16 protein-coding genes are annotated in these 14,513 nt (G+C 67.8%); 2 read left to right on the plus strand and 14 right to left on the minus strand.

Annotated features, from left to right (window positions below):
• Positions 1-12: 12 nt before the first annotated feature.
• The 5 genes from AC07PZ_RS17520 to AC07PZ_RS17540 form a co-directional block, all read right to left on the minus strand.
• Entirely contained in the window at positions 13-1,134 is a 1,122-nt protein-coding gene (locus AC07PZ_RS17520) for a DSD1 family PLP-dependent enzyme (protein WP_495296392.1), read from the minus strand.
• 84 nt (positions 1,135-1,218) lie between these two features.
• The gene (locus AC07PZ_RS17525; RefSeq protein WP_495296393.1) at positions 1,219-2,055 is read right to left on the minus strand and encodes a transporter substrate-binding domain-containing protein; all 837 of its coding nucleotides are present in this window, start codon (positions 2,053-2,055) and stop codon (positions 1,219-1,221) included.
• A 59-nt stretch (positions 2,056-2,114) separates the two neighbouring features.
• Positions 2,115-2,900: an amino acid ABC transporter ATP-binding protein gene (locus AC07PZ_RS17530; protein ID WP_495296394.1), complete on the minus strand. Its 786-nt coding sequence runs from the start codon at positions 2,898-2,900 to the stop codon at positions 2,115-2,117.
• 17 nt (positions 2,901-2,917) lie between these two features.
• Positions 2,918-3,574 (minus strand): amino acid ABC transporter permease, encoded by a 657-nt coding sequence (locus tag AC07PZ_RS17535; RefSeq protein ID WP_495296395.1) that lies wholly within the window; start codon positions 3,572-3,574, stop codon positions 2,918-2,920.
• 7 nt (positions 3,575-3,581) lie between these two features.
• The gene (locus tag AC07PZ_RS17540; RefSeq protein WP_495296396.1) at positions 3,582-4,235 is read right to left on the minus strand and encodes an amino acid ABC transporter permease; all 654 of its coding nucleotides are present in this window, start codon (positions 4,233-4,235) and stop codon (positions 3,582-3,584) included.
• 172 nt (positions 4,236-4,407) lie between these two features.
• Here AC07PZ_RS17540 and AC07PZ_RS17545 point away from each other — a divergent pair, with 172 nt between their 5' ends.
• A complete protein-coding gene (locus AC07PZ_RS17545) occupies positions 4,408-5,079 on the plus strand; it encodes a TetR/AcrR family transcriptional regulator (RefSeq protein ID WP_495296397.1) in 672 nt (223 codons plus the stop codon).
• Between the two features lie 15 nt (positions 5,080-5,094).
• On the opposite strand, the gene AC07PZ_RS17550 is transcribed toward AC07PZ_RS17545, so the two are convergent.
• Genes AC07PZ_RS17550 through AC07PZ_RS17565 form a run of 4 tightly spaced genes read right to left on the minus strand, consistent with a single transcriptional unit; the run spans position 5,095 to position 8,195 of the window.
• A complete protein-coding gene (locus tag AC07PZ_RS17550; protein WP_495296398.1) occupies positions 5,095-5,418 on the minus strand; it encodes a non-heme iron oxygenase ferredoxin subunit in 324 nt (107 codons plus the stop codon).
• Positions 5,419-5,422: 4 nt separating this feature from the next.
• Complete coding sequence (locus tag AC07PZ_RS17555; RefSeq protein WP_495296399.1) at positions 5,423-5,914, minus strand: aromatic-ring-hydroxylating dioxygenase subunit beta; 492 nt, start codon at positions 5,912-5,914, stop codon at positions 5,423-5,425.
• Positions 5,915-5,942: 28 nt separating this feature from the next.
• Complete coding sequence (locus AC07PZ_RS17560; RefSeq protein WP_495296400.1) at positions 5,943-7,202, minus strand: aromatic ring-hydroxylating dioxygenase subunit alpha; 1,260 nt, start codon at positions 7,200-7,202, stop codon at positions 5,943-5,945.
• Between the two features lie 30 nt (positions 7,203-7,232).
• Positions 7,233-8,195, minus strand: a complete 963-nt coding sequence (locus AC07PZ_RS17565; RefSeq protein WP_495296401.1) for a 2Fe-2S iron-sulfur cluster-binding protein — start codon at positions 8,193-8,195, stop codon at positions 7,233-7,235.
• A gap of 157 nt (positions 8,196-8,352) precedes the next feature.
• On the opposite strand from AC07PZ_RS17565, the gene AC07PZ_RS17570 reads away from it, so the two are divergent.
• The gene (locus AC07PZ_RS17570; RefSeq protein ID WP_495296402.1) at positions 8,353-9,270 is read left to right on the plus strand and encodes a LysR family transcriptional regulator; all 918 of its coding nucleotides are present in this window, start codon (positions 8,353-8,355) and stop codon (positions 9,268-9,270) included.
• Between the two features lie 25 nt (positions 9,271-9,295).
• On the opposite strand, the gene AC07PZ_RS17575 is transcribed toward AC07PZ_RS17570, so the two are convergent.
• The 5 genes from AC07PZ_RS17575 to AC07PZ_RS17595 are packed head-to-tail and all read right to left on the minus strand — an operon-like array spanning position 9,296 to position 14,476.
• Entirely contained in the window at positions 9,296-10,000 is a 705-nt protein-coding gene (locus AC07PZ_RS17575) for a glutathione binding-like protein (protein ID WP_495296403.1), read from the minus strand.
• A gap of 16 nt (positions 10,001-10,016) precedes the next feature.
• Positions 10,017-10,763 (minus strand): enoyl-CoA hydratase/isomerase family protein, encoded by a 747-nt coding sequence (locus tag AC07PZ_RS17580; protein WP_495296404.1) that lies wholly within the window; start codon positions 10,761-10,763, stop codon positions 10,017-10,019.
• A 2-nt stretch (positions 10,764-10,765) separates the two neighbouring features.
• Positions 10,766-11,596, minus strand: a complete 831-nt coding sequence (locus tag AC07PZ_RS17585; RefSeq protein ID WP_495296405.1) for an enoyl-CoA hydratase — start codon at positions 11,594-11,596, stop codon at positions 10,766-10,768.
• The gene (locus AC07PZ_RS17590; protein WP_495296406.1) at positions 11,593-12,789 is read right to left on the minus strand and encodes a CaiB/BaiF CoA transferase family protein; all 1,197 of its coding nucleotides are present in this window, start codon (positions 12,787-12,789) and stop codon (positions 11,593-11,595) included. Before AC07PZ_RS17590 ends, AC07PZ_RS17585 begins: the two co-directional genes overlap by 4 nt.
• A 49-nt stretch (positions 12,790-12,838) precedes the next feature.
• On the minus strand, positions 12,839-14,476 hold the full coding sequence (locus tag AC07PZ_RS17595; RefSeq protein WP_495296407.1) for a carboxylesterase/lipase family protein: 1,638 nt from the start codon (positions 14,474-14,476) through the stop codon (positions 12,839-12,841).
• Between the last annotated feature and the right edge of the window lie 37 nt (positions 14,477-14,513).

The following is a 14,513-nucleotide window of genomic DNA, read 5'->3' on the forward strand; positions in this document are numbered from 1 at the left end:
ATATGCGCCTGTTCAATTGCTCGCGCCACGCGCGGAGATGGGCCAGATGGCTTCGACGCGCCCGTTGCGGACGCAGACGTAGGCGTCATGCAGGTTCACCGTCGGGTCGCAATGCGAGGGGATCAGCTTGAGCTTGGTGCCCAGCGCAATCCGGGCGTCCGGCGCGAGCAGGGCGATCGTGCCGTGCTCGTCCGATGCGGCCACCAGTCGCGCCTCGGGATGGCCTTCGATGGTCGGCAGGCCCTTTTCCAGCGTGTACGACTTGAGCCCGGCATCGGCGATGACGCGGCCCTTGCCCGCGGTGCTCATCACCTCCGACAGCACGAACAGGCTGTGCTCGAATTCGGCATACGGCTTGCCGTCGCTCCCTTCGATGGCCGCGTATTCGCCATCCATGAAGACGTAGGAGCCGCATTGCAGTTCGGTCCACAGCTTCGACGCGCCTTCGAACATGAAGGTGCCGGTACCGCCACCGCCGATCACCTGACATTCGAGCCCGGCCTGGCGGATGGCGTCGATGCTGCGCTGCACCGCGTCCGATGCCACTCGGATGGCTTCGGCGCGTTCCTCGTGGGTCTTCAGGTGCTGCGCCTTGCCTTCGTAGGCCTGCAGTCCGTCGAAGCGCAGCCCCGGCGCATCGGCGATGTGCCGCGCCAGCACGGCAGCCGGTTCGCCGGGCGGCACGCCGCAGCGCCACATGCCCATGTCGATCTCGACCAGTGCGCCGAGCTCGACGCCGAATTCCTGCGCGGCGCGCGAGGCCGCGTCCACCTGCTCGACGGCATCGAAGCACAGCGAGATCCTCGCCTCCCTGGCCAGCCCCGCCAGGCGACGCAGCTTCTGGATGTCGAGCACCTGGTTGCTGACCAGCACGTCGCGCACGCCGCCGCGCACCAGCGCTTCGGCCTCGCCGACCTTCTGGCAGCACTGGCCGACGGCGCCCAGTTCGATCTGCCGGATGGCGATGGTGGCGCAGCGGTGCGTCTTGGCATGCGGGCGCAGGCGGATGCCCGCGGCCCGGGCGAAGTCCGCCATCTTCTTCATGTTCCGCTCGAAGGCATCGAGCTCGAGGATGAGTGCGGGCGTGTCGATCGCGCCCAGGTGATCGCCGACGCGTGTCGCGACATTGTTCATGTGGATTCCGGGAGAGGGGAGTGAAGCGGCATCGCGGATGCAGCCAGGGGAACGCGCCGGCCGCGGGCCGGTCGCCTGAGGCGATCAGCTCGCGGTCTGGATCTTGTAGCTGCGCTGCGGCGGCGGCGCGATCTTGAAGTACTTCTTGTAGATGGCCGTGTACTCGATGTACGAGTAGCCGGTCGTCAGGTCGGTGACGAAGCCATCAAGGAACTGGCTCCACGGCAGCTCGCCCATCTTGTAGGCGATGCCGTAGTTCTGGAAGCCGCCGAACACCTCGGGGATGACCTTCATCTCGGCGTTGGTGGCGCCGTACCACATGCCGATCGGCAGATCGACCAGGAAGGCCTGCGCGCGGCCGGAGCGCAGCGCCAGCGCCTGCTGGTCCACGCTGCTGAAGCTCACGATCTGTGCCTTGGGCGCCATGCGCTTGGCCAGGTCGATCTGCTCCGGCACGGTCAGCGTGGCGAAGGTGATGCTCGGGTCGTTGAGGTCGGCCAGCGTCTTGATCTTCGAATCCTTCAGCACGGCGGCCGTCATGCCGGTGTCGAAGTAGCGCGGCGTGAAGGCGACGCGCACCAGCCGCGACGGCGAGATGGTGGCGAACTGCGCCACCATGTCGACCTGGTCGTTCTGCAGCGCGGGCCAGCGCGCCTCGTTGGTCAACAGCTCGAACTTGATCTTGGTCGGGTCGCCGAACAGCGCCTTGGCCACGAGCCGGCTCATGTCGATGTCGAAGCCCTGCAGCTCGCCCTTGTCGTCCTTGAAACCGAAGGGCGGTGTGGAGCTGGTAGTGCCCACGATCAGATAGCCGCGCTTCAGGATGTCCTGGAGCTTGTCGGCATGGGCGGCCGGCGCGACGCAGGCCGCCAGCACGGTGGCTGCGATGGCGAGCCATTGACGAAATACGTGGAACTTCATGATGAACCTTGGTTGGTCGATGGAACGGAAGGAAGGGTGATCTGTCGGCTCGGCCGGTCTCAGGCCGGTGCGCGGCTGCTGCGGTTCTGGGCGTGGAAGCGTGTGAGGAACTTGCGCAGGCGCTCGGTGCGCGGGTTGGCCAGGATGTCCTCGGGCGCGCCTTCCTCGACGACCAGGCCTTCCTCCATGAAGATGACCTGGTCGGCCACGTCCTCGGCGAAATGGATCTCGTGCGTCACGCAGACCATGGTCAGCCCCCGGCGCTTCAGGTCGCGCACCACCTCCAGCACTTCGCCCACGAGTTCGGGGTCGAGCGCCGACGTGATCTCGTCGAGCAGCAGCACCGTGGGCTCCATCGCGAGTGCGCGCGCGATGGCCACGCGCTGCTGTTGGCCGCCCGACAGGAAGCCGGGGTAGGCGCTCTGCTTTTCCACCAGGCCGACCTGGTCGAGCAGTTCGAGGGCGATCTTCTTCGAGCTGGCCTCGTCCTTGCCGAGGATGCGCTTCGGGCCGCACATGACGTTCTGCAGCACGGTCATGTGGGGGAACAGGTTGAACTGCTGGAAGACCATGCCGATACGCTGGCGCGCCTCGGCCTCCTCGCGCGAGTTCCAGCGCCGCCAGTCGCCATTGGGCGTCCTGGCGCGGCCCAGCGCGGCGCCGTCGATCTCGACGTCGCCGCTGTCCCAGTGCTCGAGCAGGTTCAGGCAGCGCAGCATGGTGCTCTTGCCCGATCCGCTCTTGCCGAGCAGGACGGCGGTCTTGCCCTTGGCGACGTCGAAGGACAGGTCCTTCAGCACGGCGTTGGCGCCGAAGGACTTGGAAAGGTTGCGAACGGAGATCATGGTGTGGAGTGAATGAGTCAGGACCGTTGGGATCTGTTCAGGCGCTTCGAGAGCAGGGCGGCGCATCGCACGGTGCCGTAGCAAAGGACGAAGTACATGGCGAGCGCGGCGATGAAGAAGGTGAAGGGCGCCAGCGTGCGCATCACGGCCTCGTTGGTGGCGAGCGTGAGTTCCCACACGCCGATGATCGAGACCACGGAGGTCGCCTTGATCACGATGGCCGCGAGGTTCATCAGCGCCGGCAGCGCGATGCGCAGGGCCTGGGGCAGCAGCACGACGATCTGGATCTTCCAGTGGCCCATGCCGAGCGCCTTGCCGGCTTCGGTCTGCACCTTGGGGATCGTGCGGAACGCGCCGCGCAGGATCTCCGCGACATAGGTGGCGAAGAACAGCGCCAAGGCCACGCAGCCCGAATAGAAGGTGTCGATGAAGATGCCGAGCCTGGGCAGCAGGTAGTAGATGAGGAAGACGAACACCAGCAGCGGAATGCCGCGGATGCCTTCGATGACGCAGCGCAGCACGAAGGCCACCGCACGGCCGCCGACGATGCTGGCCTCGGCGATCAGGAAGCCGAGCACCAGGGCGAGCAGGGTCGTCACCAGCGCGAGGATCAGGGTCTGGCCGAGTGCCTGCAGGAGCAGCGGCGCAGCCTTTGCGAGAAGAGTCAGTTCCATGGCGTCGTTACCTCGCGATGCCGCTGCGGCGCTCGAAGAAGCCGCCCGCGCGGCTCAGCAGCCAGGACAGGATCGAATAGCAGACCGCGATGGCGACGAAGGGCTCGAAGCTGGCCGCGGTGCGTTGCGAGATCACCTTGGCGGCCATCGTCAGGTCGACCAGCGAAATGGCGGCGCCCAGCGACGTGTCGTGGATCAGCAGCACCAGCACCGACATCAACGCCGGCACCGATGCCGACCAGGCCTGCGGGAACTGCACGATGCGGAAGATCGCGAGTGGCCGCATGCCGAGCGCGCGGCCCGCTTCGATCTGCGCGAGCGGAACCGACAGGAACCCGCCGCGCAGCACTTCCGACACGAACACGCTGTGCTGCATGACCAGCACCACGACGACGCAGGTGAAGGTGGGAATCTGGAAACCCACCATCGGCAGCCCGAAGTAGATGAGATACAGCGTGATGAGCAGCGGCGTGTTGCGCATCAGCTCGACATAGGCCGTCAGCACCCAGGCGACGGGCCCGCGTGCCTTGAGCCGCGCCGCGCACAGCAGCAGGCCGCCGACGAGGCTGATCGCGCCGGCCAGGCACGCGAGCATCACCGTCAGGGTGAAGCCGTTGAGCAGGTCCTCGCGACTGCGGGCGATCACGGTCCAGTCAAACATGGGCGTGCCTCCGTGTGCAGGGGTGCCGTGGCAGCGGCCGTCGGCCGCGCAGGGAGTTCAATGACCATCGATTCACGGGGCTCGCTCTCTGAAACAACTGAATTACTGTACCGTCTGGACTGTACGGTAAACTATTTCCGAAGTAAACCCCTGAGAACCTTGGAGCAAGCCGATGGAGAGCGAGAACAACAAGCCAAAGCGCGGACGGCCCAGCGCGAGAGACAAGATCCTCGACGCTGCGCTTGCGCTGGTGCAGGAGGTCGGTGCGCCCGCGCTGACGCTCGATGCCGTGGCGGAGCGGGCCGGTGTCAGCAAGGGCGGCCTGCTGTATCACTTTCCCTTCAAGGAGGAGTTGCTCACCGCTGCGAACGAAGCCATTGCGCGGAGGCTGGCGGATGCGCGCCATGCCGAAGCGGCGCGCCTGCCCGACTCGCCGAACCGCGCGTTGAAGGCCTATGTGCTGGCCTCGGTCTACAACAGCGGAGACAACGACAAGATCACCACCAAGCTGCTCGCCGCCGGTTCGATGCTGAAGGAGTCCGCCGATCCCATCCGGGCCTACTGGAAGCAGCGCTTCCCCGAGATCGCGAAGGATTCGGGCTTCGATCGCGCCGCGCTGGTGCACGCGGCCACCGAAGGCCTGTGGTTCATGGAGATGCTGAAGCTGTCGCCGTTCTCGACCGAGCAGCGTGCGCGCCTGGTCGAGATCATCCTGGCGATCGCCGACGACACGTCGGCGATGCCGAGTGCCGACACCGCTGCGGCTGCGGTGCCGGCAGAAGCCCCGGCCCAGGGCGCACCCGCGGCCCGGAAGACGAGGCGCAAGGCCCGTTCCGGCGAATGAACCGGCCCGTGCCGGCTAGGCGTCGCCGAGCTGCAGGAACACGCGGCCGCCTTCCACGCGCACCGGGTAGCTGCGCACGTCGGCCGTGATCGGCGCGCAGGTGCCGCGGCCGTCGCGCACGTCGAACTTGCCCTGGTGCAGCGGGCACTCGATCTCGTAGCCGTCGAGAAAGCCGTCGCACAGGCGGGCATGGCCGTGCGTGCAGGTGTTGTCGGTGGCGAAGACGCTGCCGTCGACCTTGTACAGCGCGATGTCGCGGCCCGCGACCTGCACGCCGATCACGTCGTCATCGGGCACGCCGTCTTCCCCGGCGGCCTCGGTCCATTGGGTTTCGCTCATGGGATCAGATCGGATAGATGATGGAGTTCGGGATCATTTCGCTGTCGAACACGCACAGGCGCGACGCGAACTTCAGGCCTTCGGGCGTGCGCACGATGGTGTCGATGTAGCGGCCGACGTTGAACACCGTCGACGCCTTCGACAGCTTGGTGCGGAACACCGCGTAGTTGGCCTCGGTCTCGAAGCGGTCGGTGCCGGCGCTGTGGATCAGCGGCGCGCCGACCACGTGGCGCTGGTAGTACGGGTCGTGGAACAGCGTCTCCTGGATGCCGTAGACGCGGTCCTTCAGCATGCCCTTGCTCTCGAAGAACAGCGTGGCCAGCGGAAAGCCGCGCTCGTGGTTCTCGCGCGGGATCAGCTTGTAGATGCAGTCCTCGGTGAAGAACTCGGGCCACAGGTCCCAGTTGCCCGAATCCACGGCCTGGGCGTAGTCGGCGTACAGCCGCGTGATCGCGAAATAGTCCTCGAAGCCGACCTGCGGCGCGGTTGCTTTCATCCTGGTTGTCTCGGCCATGTCGTTCATCTCATTTCTCCATCACTTCGCGCCAGTATTCGTACATGCCGCGGATCAGCGTCTCCGTCACCATGTGGTCGGTGTCGCCCACCTCGCGCCCGCCGAGTTCGGCCAGCGTGCGGTGATAGGGCTTCTGCTCGAAGCCCTGCTGCGAGAACTCGATGACCTCGCCGTCGTCGGCCGACACGAAGCCGGCCGGGCCGAACAGGTTGGCCTGGCGCAGCCGGCGCTGCGTCATCTCCTCGGTGTCGTCCTCGAAGCCGAAGTGCGTCCACACGAAGTCGAACGCGCCATGGCCATCGGGCTGGATGTGCCGGGTCGACACGCTGTTGACCTGCTGCTGAAGGATCACGCTCGGGAACAGCGTCATCAGCACCGCGGTCGGTCCTTTCCACCAGGCCTCGGGCACGATGTCGAGAAAGCGCGGGTCGTGCAGCGCCATGCTTTCCTTGAAGCTCGACACCTGCGTCACCTGGTCGGCCTTGCCCGACTGGCCGCGCGTCGAGATCATGGCCGCGTGGCGGTGCCTCGCGTCCATCTTCAGTTCGCTCTTGTTGTCGGCACGCCAGAGCCCGAAGGTCACGAACCAGGTGTGCAGCAGGCCAGGGTGGTAGGGGTCCTTGATGTTCTCCTGCATCAGCTTCCAGTTGCCCGGAATGCGCTGTCGGTTGTAGCCGAGGATCTTCAGCTTGCGGCCGTCGAAGAGCCGGTCGAAGTAATGCAGGATCTCCGGCCCGAAGAAGTCCTCCAGCGCTTCGACCTCGTGGTCGAAGCTCGCGAACACCACGCCGCCGCGCACCGCGACCTTCAGCTTGTTGAGCCCGTGGTCGGCCGTCTTGAAGTCGGCCGGCATGCCGCCGTTGACCTTGCCGTCCTGCTTCACGCCGCGGCGGAAGGGCACGCCCTGCAGGTCGCCGTTCAGCGCGTAGCTCCACTGGTGGTACGGGCAGACGAAGTCCTTCTTGTTGCCATGGCGCTCGCGGCAGAACTGCATGCCGCGATGGGCACAGACGTTCTCGACCACGCCGATGCCGCCGTCGGCATCGCGCACCAGCAGCACCGAGCGCTCGCCGACCACGGTGCGCTTGAAGTCGCCGGGCTCGGGGATCTCGGCTTCCAGGCCGACATAGTTCCAGTGCCCGGTATAGAAGAAGCGCTCCAGCTCCTTCCTGTGTTGCTCGACGTCGGTGTACGCCATGAAGGGAATCCGGCTGGTGCCGTCGGACTCCCACTGCAGGTGGACGGGAAAGGTGGTCGCGGGGTTGCTCATCGTTCGTTTCCTTGCTCTCTTCTGTTGTCCTCAGGTGCCGCTCGCGTAGAAGGCGTCGGCGTAGATCTGCTCGGCATGGACGCCCATCCGGCGTATCAGCAGCGTGGTCGCTTCGACCATCGGCGGCGCGCCGCACAGGTAGGCGCGAAAGCCGTCGAGCCGCGGCCAGTCGTGCGCGATCGCCTCCGTCACCAGGCCCTGTCGCGCGTCGGCGGCCATGCCCGATCGGCCCGAGGCCACGATCACGTGCACATGCAGCTGCGGGTGCTGGCGCTGCAGTTCGGCCAGCCAGTCGCGGCCGTAGATGTCGCGTTCCGAGCGCACGCCGAAGTACAGGTGGATCGGGTTCGTCATGCGCTCGGCGATCACGCCGCGGATGATCGACAGGATCGGCGCAAGCCCGGTGCCGCCGGCCACGCAGAGCATCGGCCCTTCGTGGCGGCGCCGCAGGTACGCCGAGCCGAGCGGGCCGGTCACGCGCACCGCGTCGCCCACCTTCAGCGTGCCGGCGACGTAGCCGGTCACGCGGCCCTCGGGCACCAGGCGCACATGGAACTCCAGTTCGTCGTCGCCGGCCAGGCCGGCCATCGAATACGGGCGGATGTGCTCGGGCGTGAACTGCAGTTGCGCGTACTGGCCCGGCGAGAAGGCGATCGGCTTGGCCGGCTTCAGGCGAAGGCGCTTGATGTCGTGGGTCTGGTCCTCGATGGCGAGCACCGTGGCCTTGATGATCCGCGCCGGATGCACGACGACCTCGTCCGGCTCGGGTATCTCGATGGTGCAGGACTCGGTGAGATAGGTCTGGCAGGCGAGGACGTCTTCACCCTCGGCGGCCGGTGCGTGGCTGGCCATCACCTTGCAGCGGCAGGTGCCGCAGCGCCCCGCGAGGCAGCTGTACGACACCGGGATGTCGTTGGCCCGCAAGGCATCGAGCAGGTTGACGCCGGCCGCAACGCTGAGCGTGCGCTGCAGGGGTCGCACATGGATTTCCATCTTCTTTTTCGTCTTCTTGTCTCTCGTGGGGAACACCGCTTGCCGATGCGGGCAGTGCGATGGCGACGGGACCGATGGTCGAAGGATGGTGAAAATCAGTCAATACAATGATGTCAATGCTCTACATCACTGAGATCAATAGTCATCGGCGGCATGCATGGAGCTGAAGGACATCGACCTGAACCTGCTGGTCGTCTTCAACCAGCTGCTCACCGAGCGCAAGGTGTCGAAGGTCGCGGAAAACCTCGGCCTCGGCCAGCCGGCCGTGAGCAATGCGCTCGCGCGGCTGCGCAAGCTCTTCGGCGACGAGCTGTTCCTGCGCACCTCGAACGGCATGCAGCCCACGCCCTTCGCGGACCAGCTGGCGGAGTCGATCGGCTATGCGCTCGGCATGATCCACGGCGCGGTCAACGCGCGCAGTTCCTTCGATCCGCCCAGCAGCCGGCGCAGCTTCTCGATCGGCATGACCGACATCGGCGAGATCTACTTCCTGCCGCGGCTCATGCAGCGCATCCAGGAGGTCGCGCCCTCGGTGTCGATCAGCACGGTGCGCAACACCGCCGTGAACCTGAAGGACGCGATGGAAGCCGGCCACGTCGACCTGGCCATCGGACTGCTGCCGCAGCTGAAGGGCGGCTTCTTCCAGCGGCGGCTGTTCATGCAGAAGTACGTGTGCATGTTCCGCAGCGGACATGCGCTCGACAAGAAGAAGCTGTCGAGCGCCGACTTCTTTTCAGCCGACCACGTGGCCATCGTCTCGGCCGGCACCGGCCACGGGCAGGTCGACGAGATTCTCGACAAGCATTCGCCGCAGCGCAGGGTCAGGCTGAAGGTGCCGCACTTCGTGGCGATCGGCCACATCCTGCAGTCGACCGACCTGCTGGCCACCGTGCCGGAGCGGCTGGCCGAGCGCATGGCCGAACCCTTCGGCCTGCGCCACGTCGCGCATCCGGTGAAGCTGCCACCGATCGCCATCAACCTGTTCTGGCACGCCAAGTACCACAAGGACCCGGCCAACCAGTGGCTGCGCGGCCTGGTGTTCGAGATGCACGCTGACGCCGGCGCGGCGGCCTGAGCGCGCTGCGGTTCGCGCGCCAGCCTCAGCGCGCCTGGTATTGCGTCTTGCCGAACAGCACCTCGCGCTCGCTTGCGTCGTGCACCGGCTTGCGCAGATCGGCCATGAGCTTGACGGCGCGCTGCGTGGCCGGGCGTTCGGCGATGGTCTCGAACCAGCGCTTGAGTGCGGGGAAGTCGTCGAGCTGGATGCCCTGGCCCTGCCAGTTGCGCAGCCACGGAAAGATCGCCATGTCGGCCACCGTGTAGTCGTCGCCCGCAATCCAGCGCTTCGTGCCGAGCTGGCGGTCTATCACGCCATACAGCCGCTTCGCCTCGTTCGAATAGCGATCGATCGCATACGGGATCTTCTCGGCCGCGTACAGGCGGAAGTGGTGCGCCTGGCCGAGCATCGGCCCGACGCCGCCGACCTGGAACATCAGCCACTGCAGCACGGTGAAGCGGTCGCGGTCGGACGCCGGCAGAAAGCGGCCGGTCTTGCCGGCCAGGTACAGCAGGATCGCGCCGGACTCGAACAGCGAGATCGGCTGGCCGTCCGGCCCGTCGGGGTCGGTGATCGCCGGGATCTTGTTGTTCGGGCTGATCGCGAGGAAGTCCGGCGCGAACTGGTCGCCCTTGCCGATGTTCACCGGATGCAGCCGGTACGGCAGGCCGCATTCCTCCAGCATCAGGTGGACCTTGTGGCCGTTGGGCGTGGGCCAGGAATAGACGTCGATGGGTGCTGGTTTCATGGGGGTTCCGACAGGGCTAGCGACCGGTGAATTGTGGCGCCCGCTTCGCGGCCCATGCCGCCTGGCCTTCGCGGATGTCGCTCGATGCCGCGGCGCGCGCCATGTCGGCCTGGAGGTCGGCCGCGTCGAGCGTGCCGCGCGCGATGCGGTTCAGGTGGCGCTTCATGCCCAGCATGGCGATCGGTGCCATCGCGGCGCAGGTCGCGCTCAGTCGTTCGACCGCCGCGTCGAGTCCGTCGGCCTCCACCAGTTGCGTGAGAAAGCCGATCGCCTTCATCTCCTGCGCGCCGATGCGCTCGGCCGTGAGGAACAGGCGCTTCGCGTTGTCCAGGCCGAGCCGGCTCACGTAGCGTTCCAGGCCGCGGCGGTAGAAGTGCAGGCCGAGCCGCGCGGCGGGCATGAACATGTCGATGCACGGCCCGCCGAGCCTGAAGTCGCAGGCCAGCGCGAAGTCGGTGGCACCGCCGTACACGCTGCCGTGCAGCACCGCGATCGTGACCGGCCGCGCCTCTTCGAACGCGTCGACCACGCTCTCGAACCTCACGGCGCGCGCATCGCCGATCTGCGTGATGTCGTAGCCGCTGCAGAAGTACTTGCCGCGGCCGCGCAGCTGCAGCACCAGCACCTCGGGCATGGCGTTGATCTCGGCGATCTGGCCGGCCAGCGTGGCCAGGTCTTCCGGCGTGAGCCGGTTGGCCTGGTCGGGCCGGCGCAGGGTGATGGTGGCGACGGCGCCCGCCACGGTGAGTTCGGGTGTCTGCATGGTCATCGTCCCTGGAACATCGGCGTGCGTTTCTCGAGGAAGGCGGTGCGGCCTTCGCGGTAGTCCTCGCTGTCGAAGCAGCGGTCGACCATGGTTGCGACCTCGGCGTCGTCGGCCGCGCTGTAGCGCTCGAACAGCCGCACCGCCGCCTTGGCGGCGCGCACGGTGAGCGGCGCATTGCGCGCGACCTGGGCCGCGTACGCGCGCACGTGGGCTTCGAGTGCGGCGGCGTCCTCCGTGGCGTTGACCAGGCCGATGCGCAGCGCCTCGCCGGTGTCCACGAAGCGGGCACTGAACATCAGGTCCTTCGCGGCGGATGGCCCGACCAGCCGTGCGAGTGCGGCCAGCCCTTCGTACTCGTAGCCCAGGCCGAGCTTCGCCGCCGGAATGCCGAAGCGCGAATCGGGCGTGGCAAAGCGCAGGTCCGCGCTGAGCGCGAGCGCCAGCCCGCCGCCGATGCAGAAGCCCTCGATCATCGCGATCAACGGCTTGCCGCAGCGCGCCAGGCCATGGTGCGCACGCGCCGCGATCTCGCCGTAGCGCTGCTTCTGCTGCGCGTTGGCGCGGTGTTCGTCGAACTCCGAGATGTCCGCGCCGGACACGAAGGCCTTGCCGCCGGCGCCGCGCATCACGACCACGCGGACCGTCGCATCGGCCTCGAAGGCCTCGATCGCATCGCCCAGGCCGGTCCACATCTCGAGCGACATCGCATTGCGCCGCTCGGGATGGTTGAAGGTGATCCAGCCGATGCCGTCCTCGACGGTCGCGATGATCTTCGTGGTGCCCAGCGGCAAGCTGCGCACGCCTGCTTCGGTTGGCCGGGCGGCGCTCATTCGACCGCTCCTTCGCGCTTCATCGCGGCGATGTCGTCGGCGCCGTAGCCCAGCTCTTCGAGCAGCGCATCGGTCTGTTCGCCGGGGTCGGGCGCCGCGTGGTGGAAGTACGCGGGATGCGGGAAGGCCGACAGGTTGATCGGCGAGCGGATCAGGTTCACGTCGCCGAGCACCGGATGCCGTGCCGGGCGCGTCATGCGCAGGTGCCGGACCTGGGGGTCCTCGAAGGCCTGGCCGATGTCGTAGACAGGCCCGCACGGCACGCCCGCCGGGTTGAGCCGGGCCACCAGCTCGGCGACCGTGAAGCGCCGCGTGACCGCGTTGACCTCGGCGTCGAGCGCGCGGCGGTTGGCCACGCGCGCCTCGAAGGTGGCGTAGTCGGCGTTGGCATGCAGTGCCGGTGCATCGAGCGCCTCGCAGAAGCCGGCCCACATGTACTGCGTGCTGGCGCAGATGTTGACCTGGCCATCGCTGGCGTCGAAGGTGCTCATCGGCACCTGCGTCGGATGCGCGTTGCCTTCCTGCACCGGGACCTCGCCCGCCACCGTGTAGCGCGCGCCCTGGAAGTCGAGCTTGTTGAGCATGCCCTCGATCAGCGAGGTGTGGACCCACTGGCCTTCGCCGGTGCGCTCGCGGTGCAGCAGCGCCAGCAGGATGCCCTGGCCGAGGAACATGCCGGCGGTGGTGTCGGAAATGGCGATGCCGGTGCGCACCGCGCCGCGGCCCGGCTCGCCGGTGACCGAGCTCAGGCCGGACATGCCCTGCACGATCTGGTCGACGCCCGGCCGGTCGCTGTACGGGCCGTCCTGGCCGAAGCCCGAGATGCTGGCCAGGATGATGCGGGGGTTGATCTCCTTCAACTGCGCGTAGGTCAGGCCGAGGCGCGCCTTCACGTCGGAGCGGAAGTTCTCGGCCACCACGTCGCTGCGTTCGATGAGCCGCCGCAGCACGGCCGCGCCTCGCGGCGTCTTGAGGTCGAGGCACAGGCTGCGCTTGTTGCGGTGCAGGTTCTGTTCGTCGGAGCCGCGGCGGCGGCCGGTGACGGAGCCGCGGTCCTTCTTCGCGGGTGGTTCGACGCGCGTCACGTCGGCGCCCCAGTCCGCCAGCAGGCGCACCGCGGTCGGGCCGGCACGGGCGATGGTCAGGTCCAGGACCTTGAAGGAAGCGAGCGGCGCAGGATGGATGTCGGACATGGTCATGGGTCTTCAGTGATCGGTGATGGCGGTGGGCAGCCGGCGGGCGTCAGCGCGCGGCCCAGTAGGTGCGGAAGGCCTTGCGCGGGTCGTCCTGCGACTGCGTGCGGCTGCTGTCGCCTTCGAAGACGAGCGTGCCGCGCTGCGCCACCGTGTAGGCGGGCCAGCGCGGTGTGCGTGCGCTGTTCGGGTCGCCGGTGGCGGCGAAGGCGACCCACGCGCCGGCCAGCTGGTCGGCCAGCCGCAGGCTCTCCGCGCTCGGGCCGTTCAGGCCATGGCGGATGTCGTGCAGGCTCGGCCCGATGTCGGTGCCGTGCGGCGCGCCGTAGCGTGCGCCATAGGCCGGACTCGGAATCTTCCAGAGATAGGCATACGCGGGGGCCGCGCCCGCCGCGCTGGCCGCTGCCTTGCGCGCAGCCTGCACGTGGGCCACCCGGCGGAAGGTCATGTCGGTGTCGATGCGTGCCTGCAGCACGTAGGGCGATGCGGACGGGTCTTCGTCGCGGTACATCGCGATCACCTGGCCGGCATCGCCGCCCGCGCGGGATTCCACGAAGCGCCGCAGGCCCGCCTCGTCGAGATCGAAATTGACCATGCGGTAGGCGCGCTCGTCGAGCACGGTGCTCACGATCATCGGCACGTCGGCCGAGACCGCGGGCGCGTCGGGGTCGAACGGATGGCGCGCGATGGCGGTGCCGTCCAGCACGGGCGAGAACGAGCGAGGCGCCTCGCCCTTGGCGCGGTCGGCGTCCTCCAGCGTGACCTGCGCGGCCAGCAGCGTCTGCATGGGCAGCGCCTGCAACTGGCGCAGCGGGTCCTTGCCGAGACCGAGCAGGGCGACGAACTCGCTGGCGGCCTGGTGCGCATCGGCCTGCGTCGTCACGCGCAGGGCCGAACCGCTCATCACGCCCGCGCGATGGAACAGCCCACGCGCCGAAGGCATGGCCATCAGCACGCTGGTCTTGAGTCCGCCGCCGGACTGCCCGAACACCAGCACGCGCGACGGGTCGCCGCCGAAGGCCGCGATGTTCTCGCGGATCCAGCCGAGCGCCGCCACGATGTCGAGCATGCCGGCCGCGCCGGACTGCGCGGCGGGCGTACCCGCCAGCGCCGACAGGTCGAGGAAGCCGAAGGCACCGAGGCGGTGGTTGAGCGTGACCACCACCGCATCGCCGAAGCGCGCGAGCATCTCGCCGTCGAACTGCGGCGAGTTGCCCGAGCCCGCGTAGTAGCCGCCGCCGTGCAGGTGCACCATCACCGGCCGCCTGGCCGTGCCCGACGGCGACACGGACGGCGTCCAGATGTTCATCACCAGGCAGTCCTCGCCCATGCCGCCGGGCTGCAGGTCGTACATGATCAGGTCGGCATAGGCGCGACGGCGGTCGGCCGGCATCTGCGGTGCGTAGTTGCCGTAGGCCGTGGCGTCGCGCACGCCGGCCCAGCGCGCGACCGGCGCGGGCGGCATGAAGCGGTTGGCGCCCGCGGTGTCGGCGCCGTAGTGCACGCCCTTGAACGCCGCGATGCCGCCCGACATCAGCCCGCGCAGGCGGCCGTTGGCGGTCTCGACGACGGGAAAGATCTCGCTCTCCGTCATGGCGCGCGCGCCCGGCGTGAACCACAGCGCGCCCGTCGCGGCCGTGGCGCCCAGCAGGCGGCGGCGATTCAGTTCAGGTGGGTCTCGACGCATCGATGTCTTCTCCATGTTGTTGTTCAGTGCATCAGCT

It is taken from the genome of Variovorax sp. GW821-FHT10B04 (assembly GCF_059415645.1).

Bases quoted from the DNA above. Each gene is read 5' to 3' on its own strand.
- AC07PZ_RS17520 (WP_495296392.1), bottom strand. From the start codon at position 1,134: ATGAACAATGTCGCGACACGCGTCGGCGATCACCTGGGCGCGATCGAC.
- AC07PZ_RS17525 (WP_495296393.1), bottom strand. From the start codon at position 2,055: ATGAAGTTCCACGTATTTCGTCAATGGCTCGCCATCGCAGCCACCGTG.
- AC07PZ_RS17530 (WP_495296394.1), bottom strand. From the start codon at position 2,900: ATGATCTCCGTTCGCAACCTTTCCAAGTCCTTCGGCGCCAACGCCGTG.
- AC07PZ_RS17535 (WP_495296395.1), bottom strand. From the start codon at position 3,574: ATGGAACTGACTCTTCTCGCAAAGGCTGCGCCGCTGCTCCTGCAGGCA.
- AC07PZ_RS17540 (WP_495296396.1), bottom strand. From the start codon at position 4,235: ATGTTTGACTGGACCGTGATCGCCCGCAGTCGCGAGGACCTGCTCAAC.
- AC07PZ_RS17545 (WP_495296397.1), top strand. From the start codon at position 4,408: ATGGAGAGCGAGAACAACAAGCCAAAGCGCGGACGGCCCAGCGCGAGA.
- AC07PZ_RS17550 (WP_495296398.1), bottom strand. From the start codon at position 5,418: ATGAGCGAAACCCAATGGACCGAGGCCGCCGGGGAAGACGGCGTGCCC.
- AC07PZ_RS17555 (WP_495296399.1), bottom strand. From the start codon at position 5,914: ATGAAAGCAACCGCGCCGCAGGTCGGCTTCGAGGACTATTTCGCGATC.
- AC07PZ_RS17560 (WP_495296400.1), bottom strand. From the start codon at position 7,202: ATGAGCAACCCCGCGACCACCTTTCCCGTCCACCTGCAGTGGGAGTCC.
- AC07PZ_RS17565 (WP_495296401.1), bottom strand. From the start codon at position 8,195: ATGGAAATCCATGTGCGACCCCTGCAGCGCACGCTCAGCGTTGCGGCC.
- AC07PZ_RS17570 (WP_495296402.1), top strand. From the start codon at position 8,353: ATGGAGCTGAAGGACATCGACCTGAACCTGCTGGTCGTCTTCAACCAG.
- AC07PZ_RS17575 (WP_495296403.1), bottom strand. From the start codon at position 10,000: ATGAAACCAGCACCCATCGACGTCTATTCCTGGCCCACGCCCAACGGC.
- AC07PZ_RS17580 (WP_495296404.1), bottom strand. From the start codon at position 10,763: ATGCAGACACCCGAACTCACCGTGGCGGGCGCCGTCGCCACCATCACC.
- AC07PZ_RS17585 (WP_495296405.1), bottom strand. From the start codon at position 11,596: ATGAGCGCCGCCCGGCCAACCGAAGCAGGCGTGCGCAGCTTGCCGCTG.
- AC07PZ_RS17590 (WP_495296406.1), bottom strand. From the start codon at position 12,789: ATGTCCGACATCCATCCTGCGCCGCTCGCTTCCTTCAAGGTCCTGGAC.
- AC07PZ_RS17595 (WP_495296407.1), bottom strand. From the start codon at position 14,476: ATGCGTCGAGACCCACCTGAACTGAATCGCCGCCGCCTGCTGGGCGCC.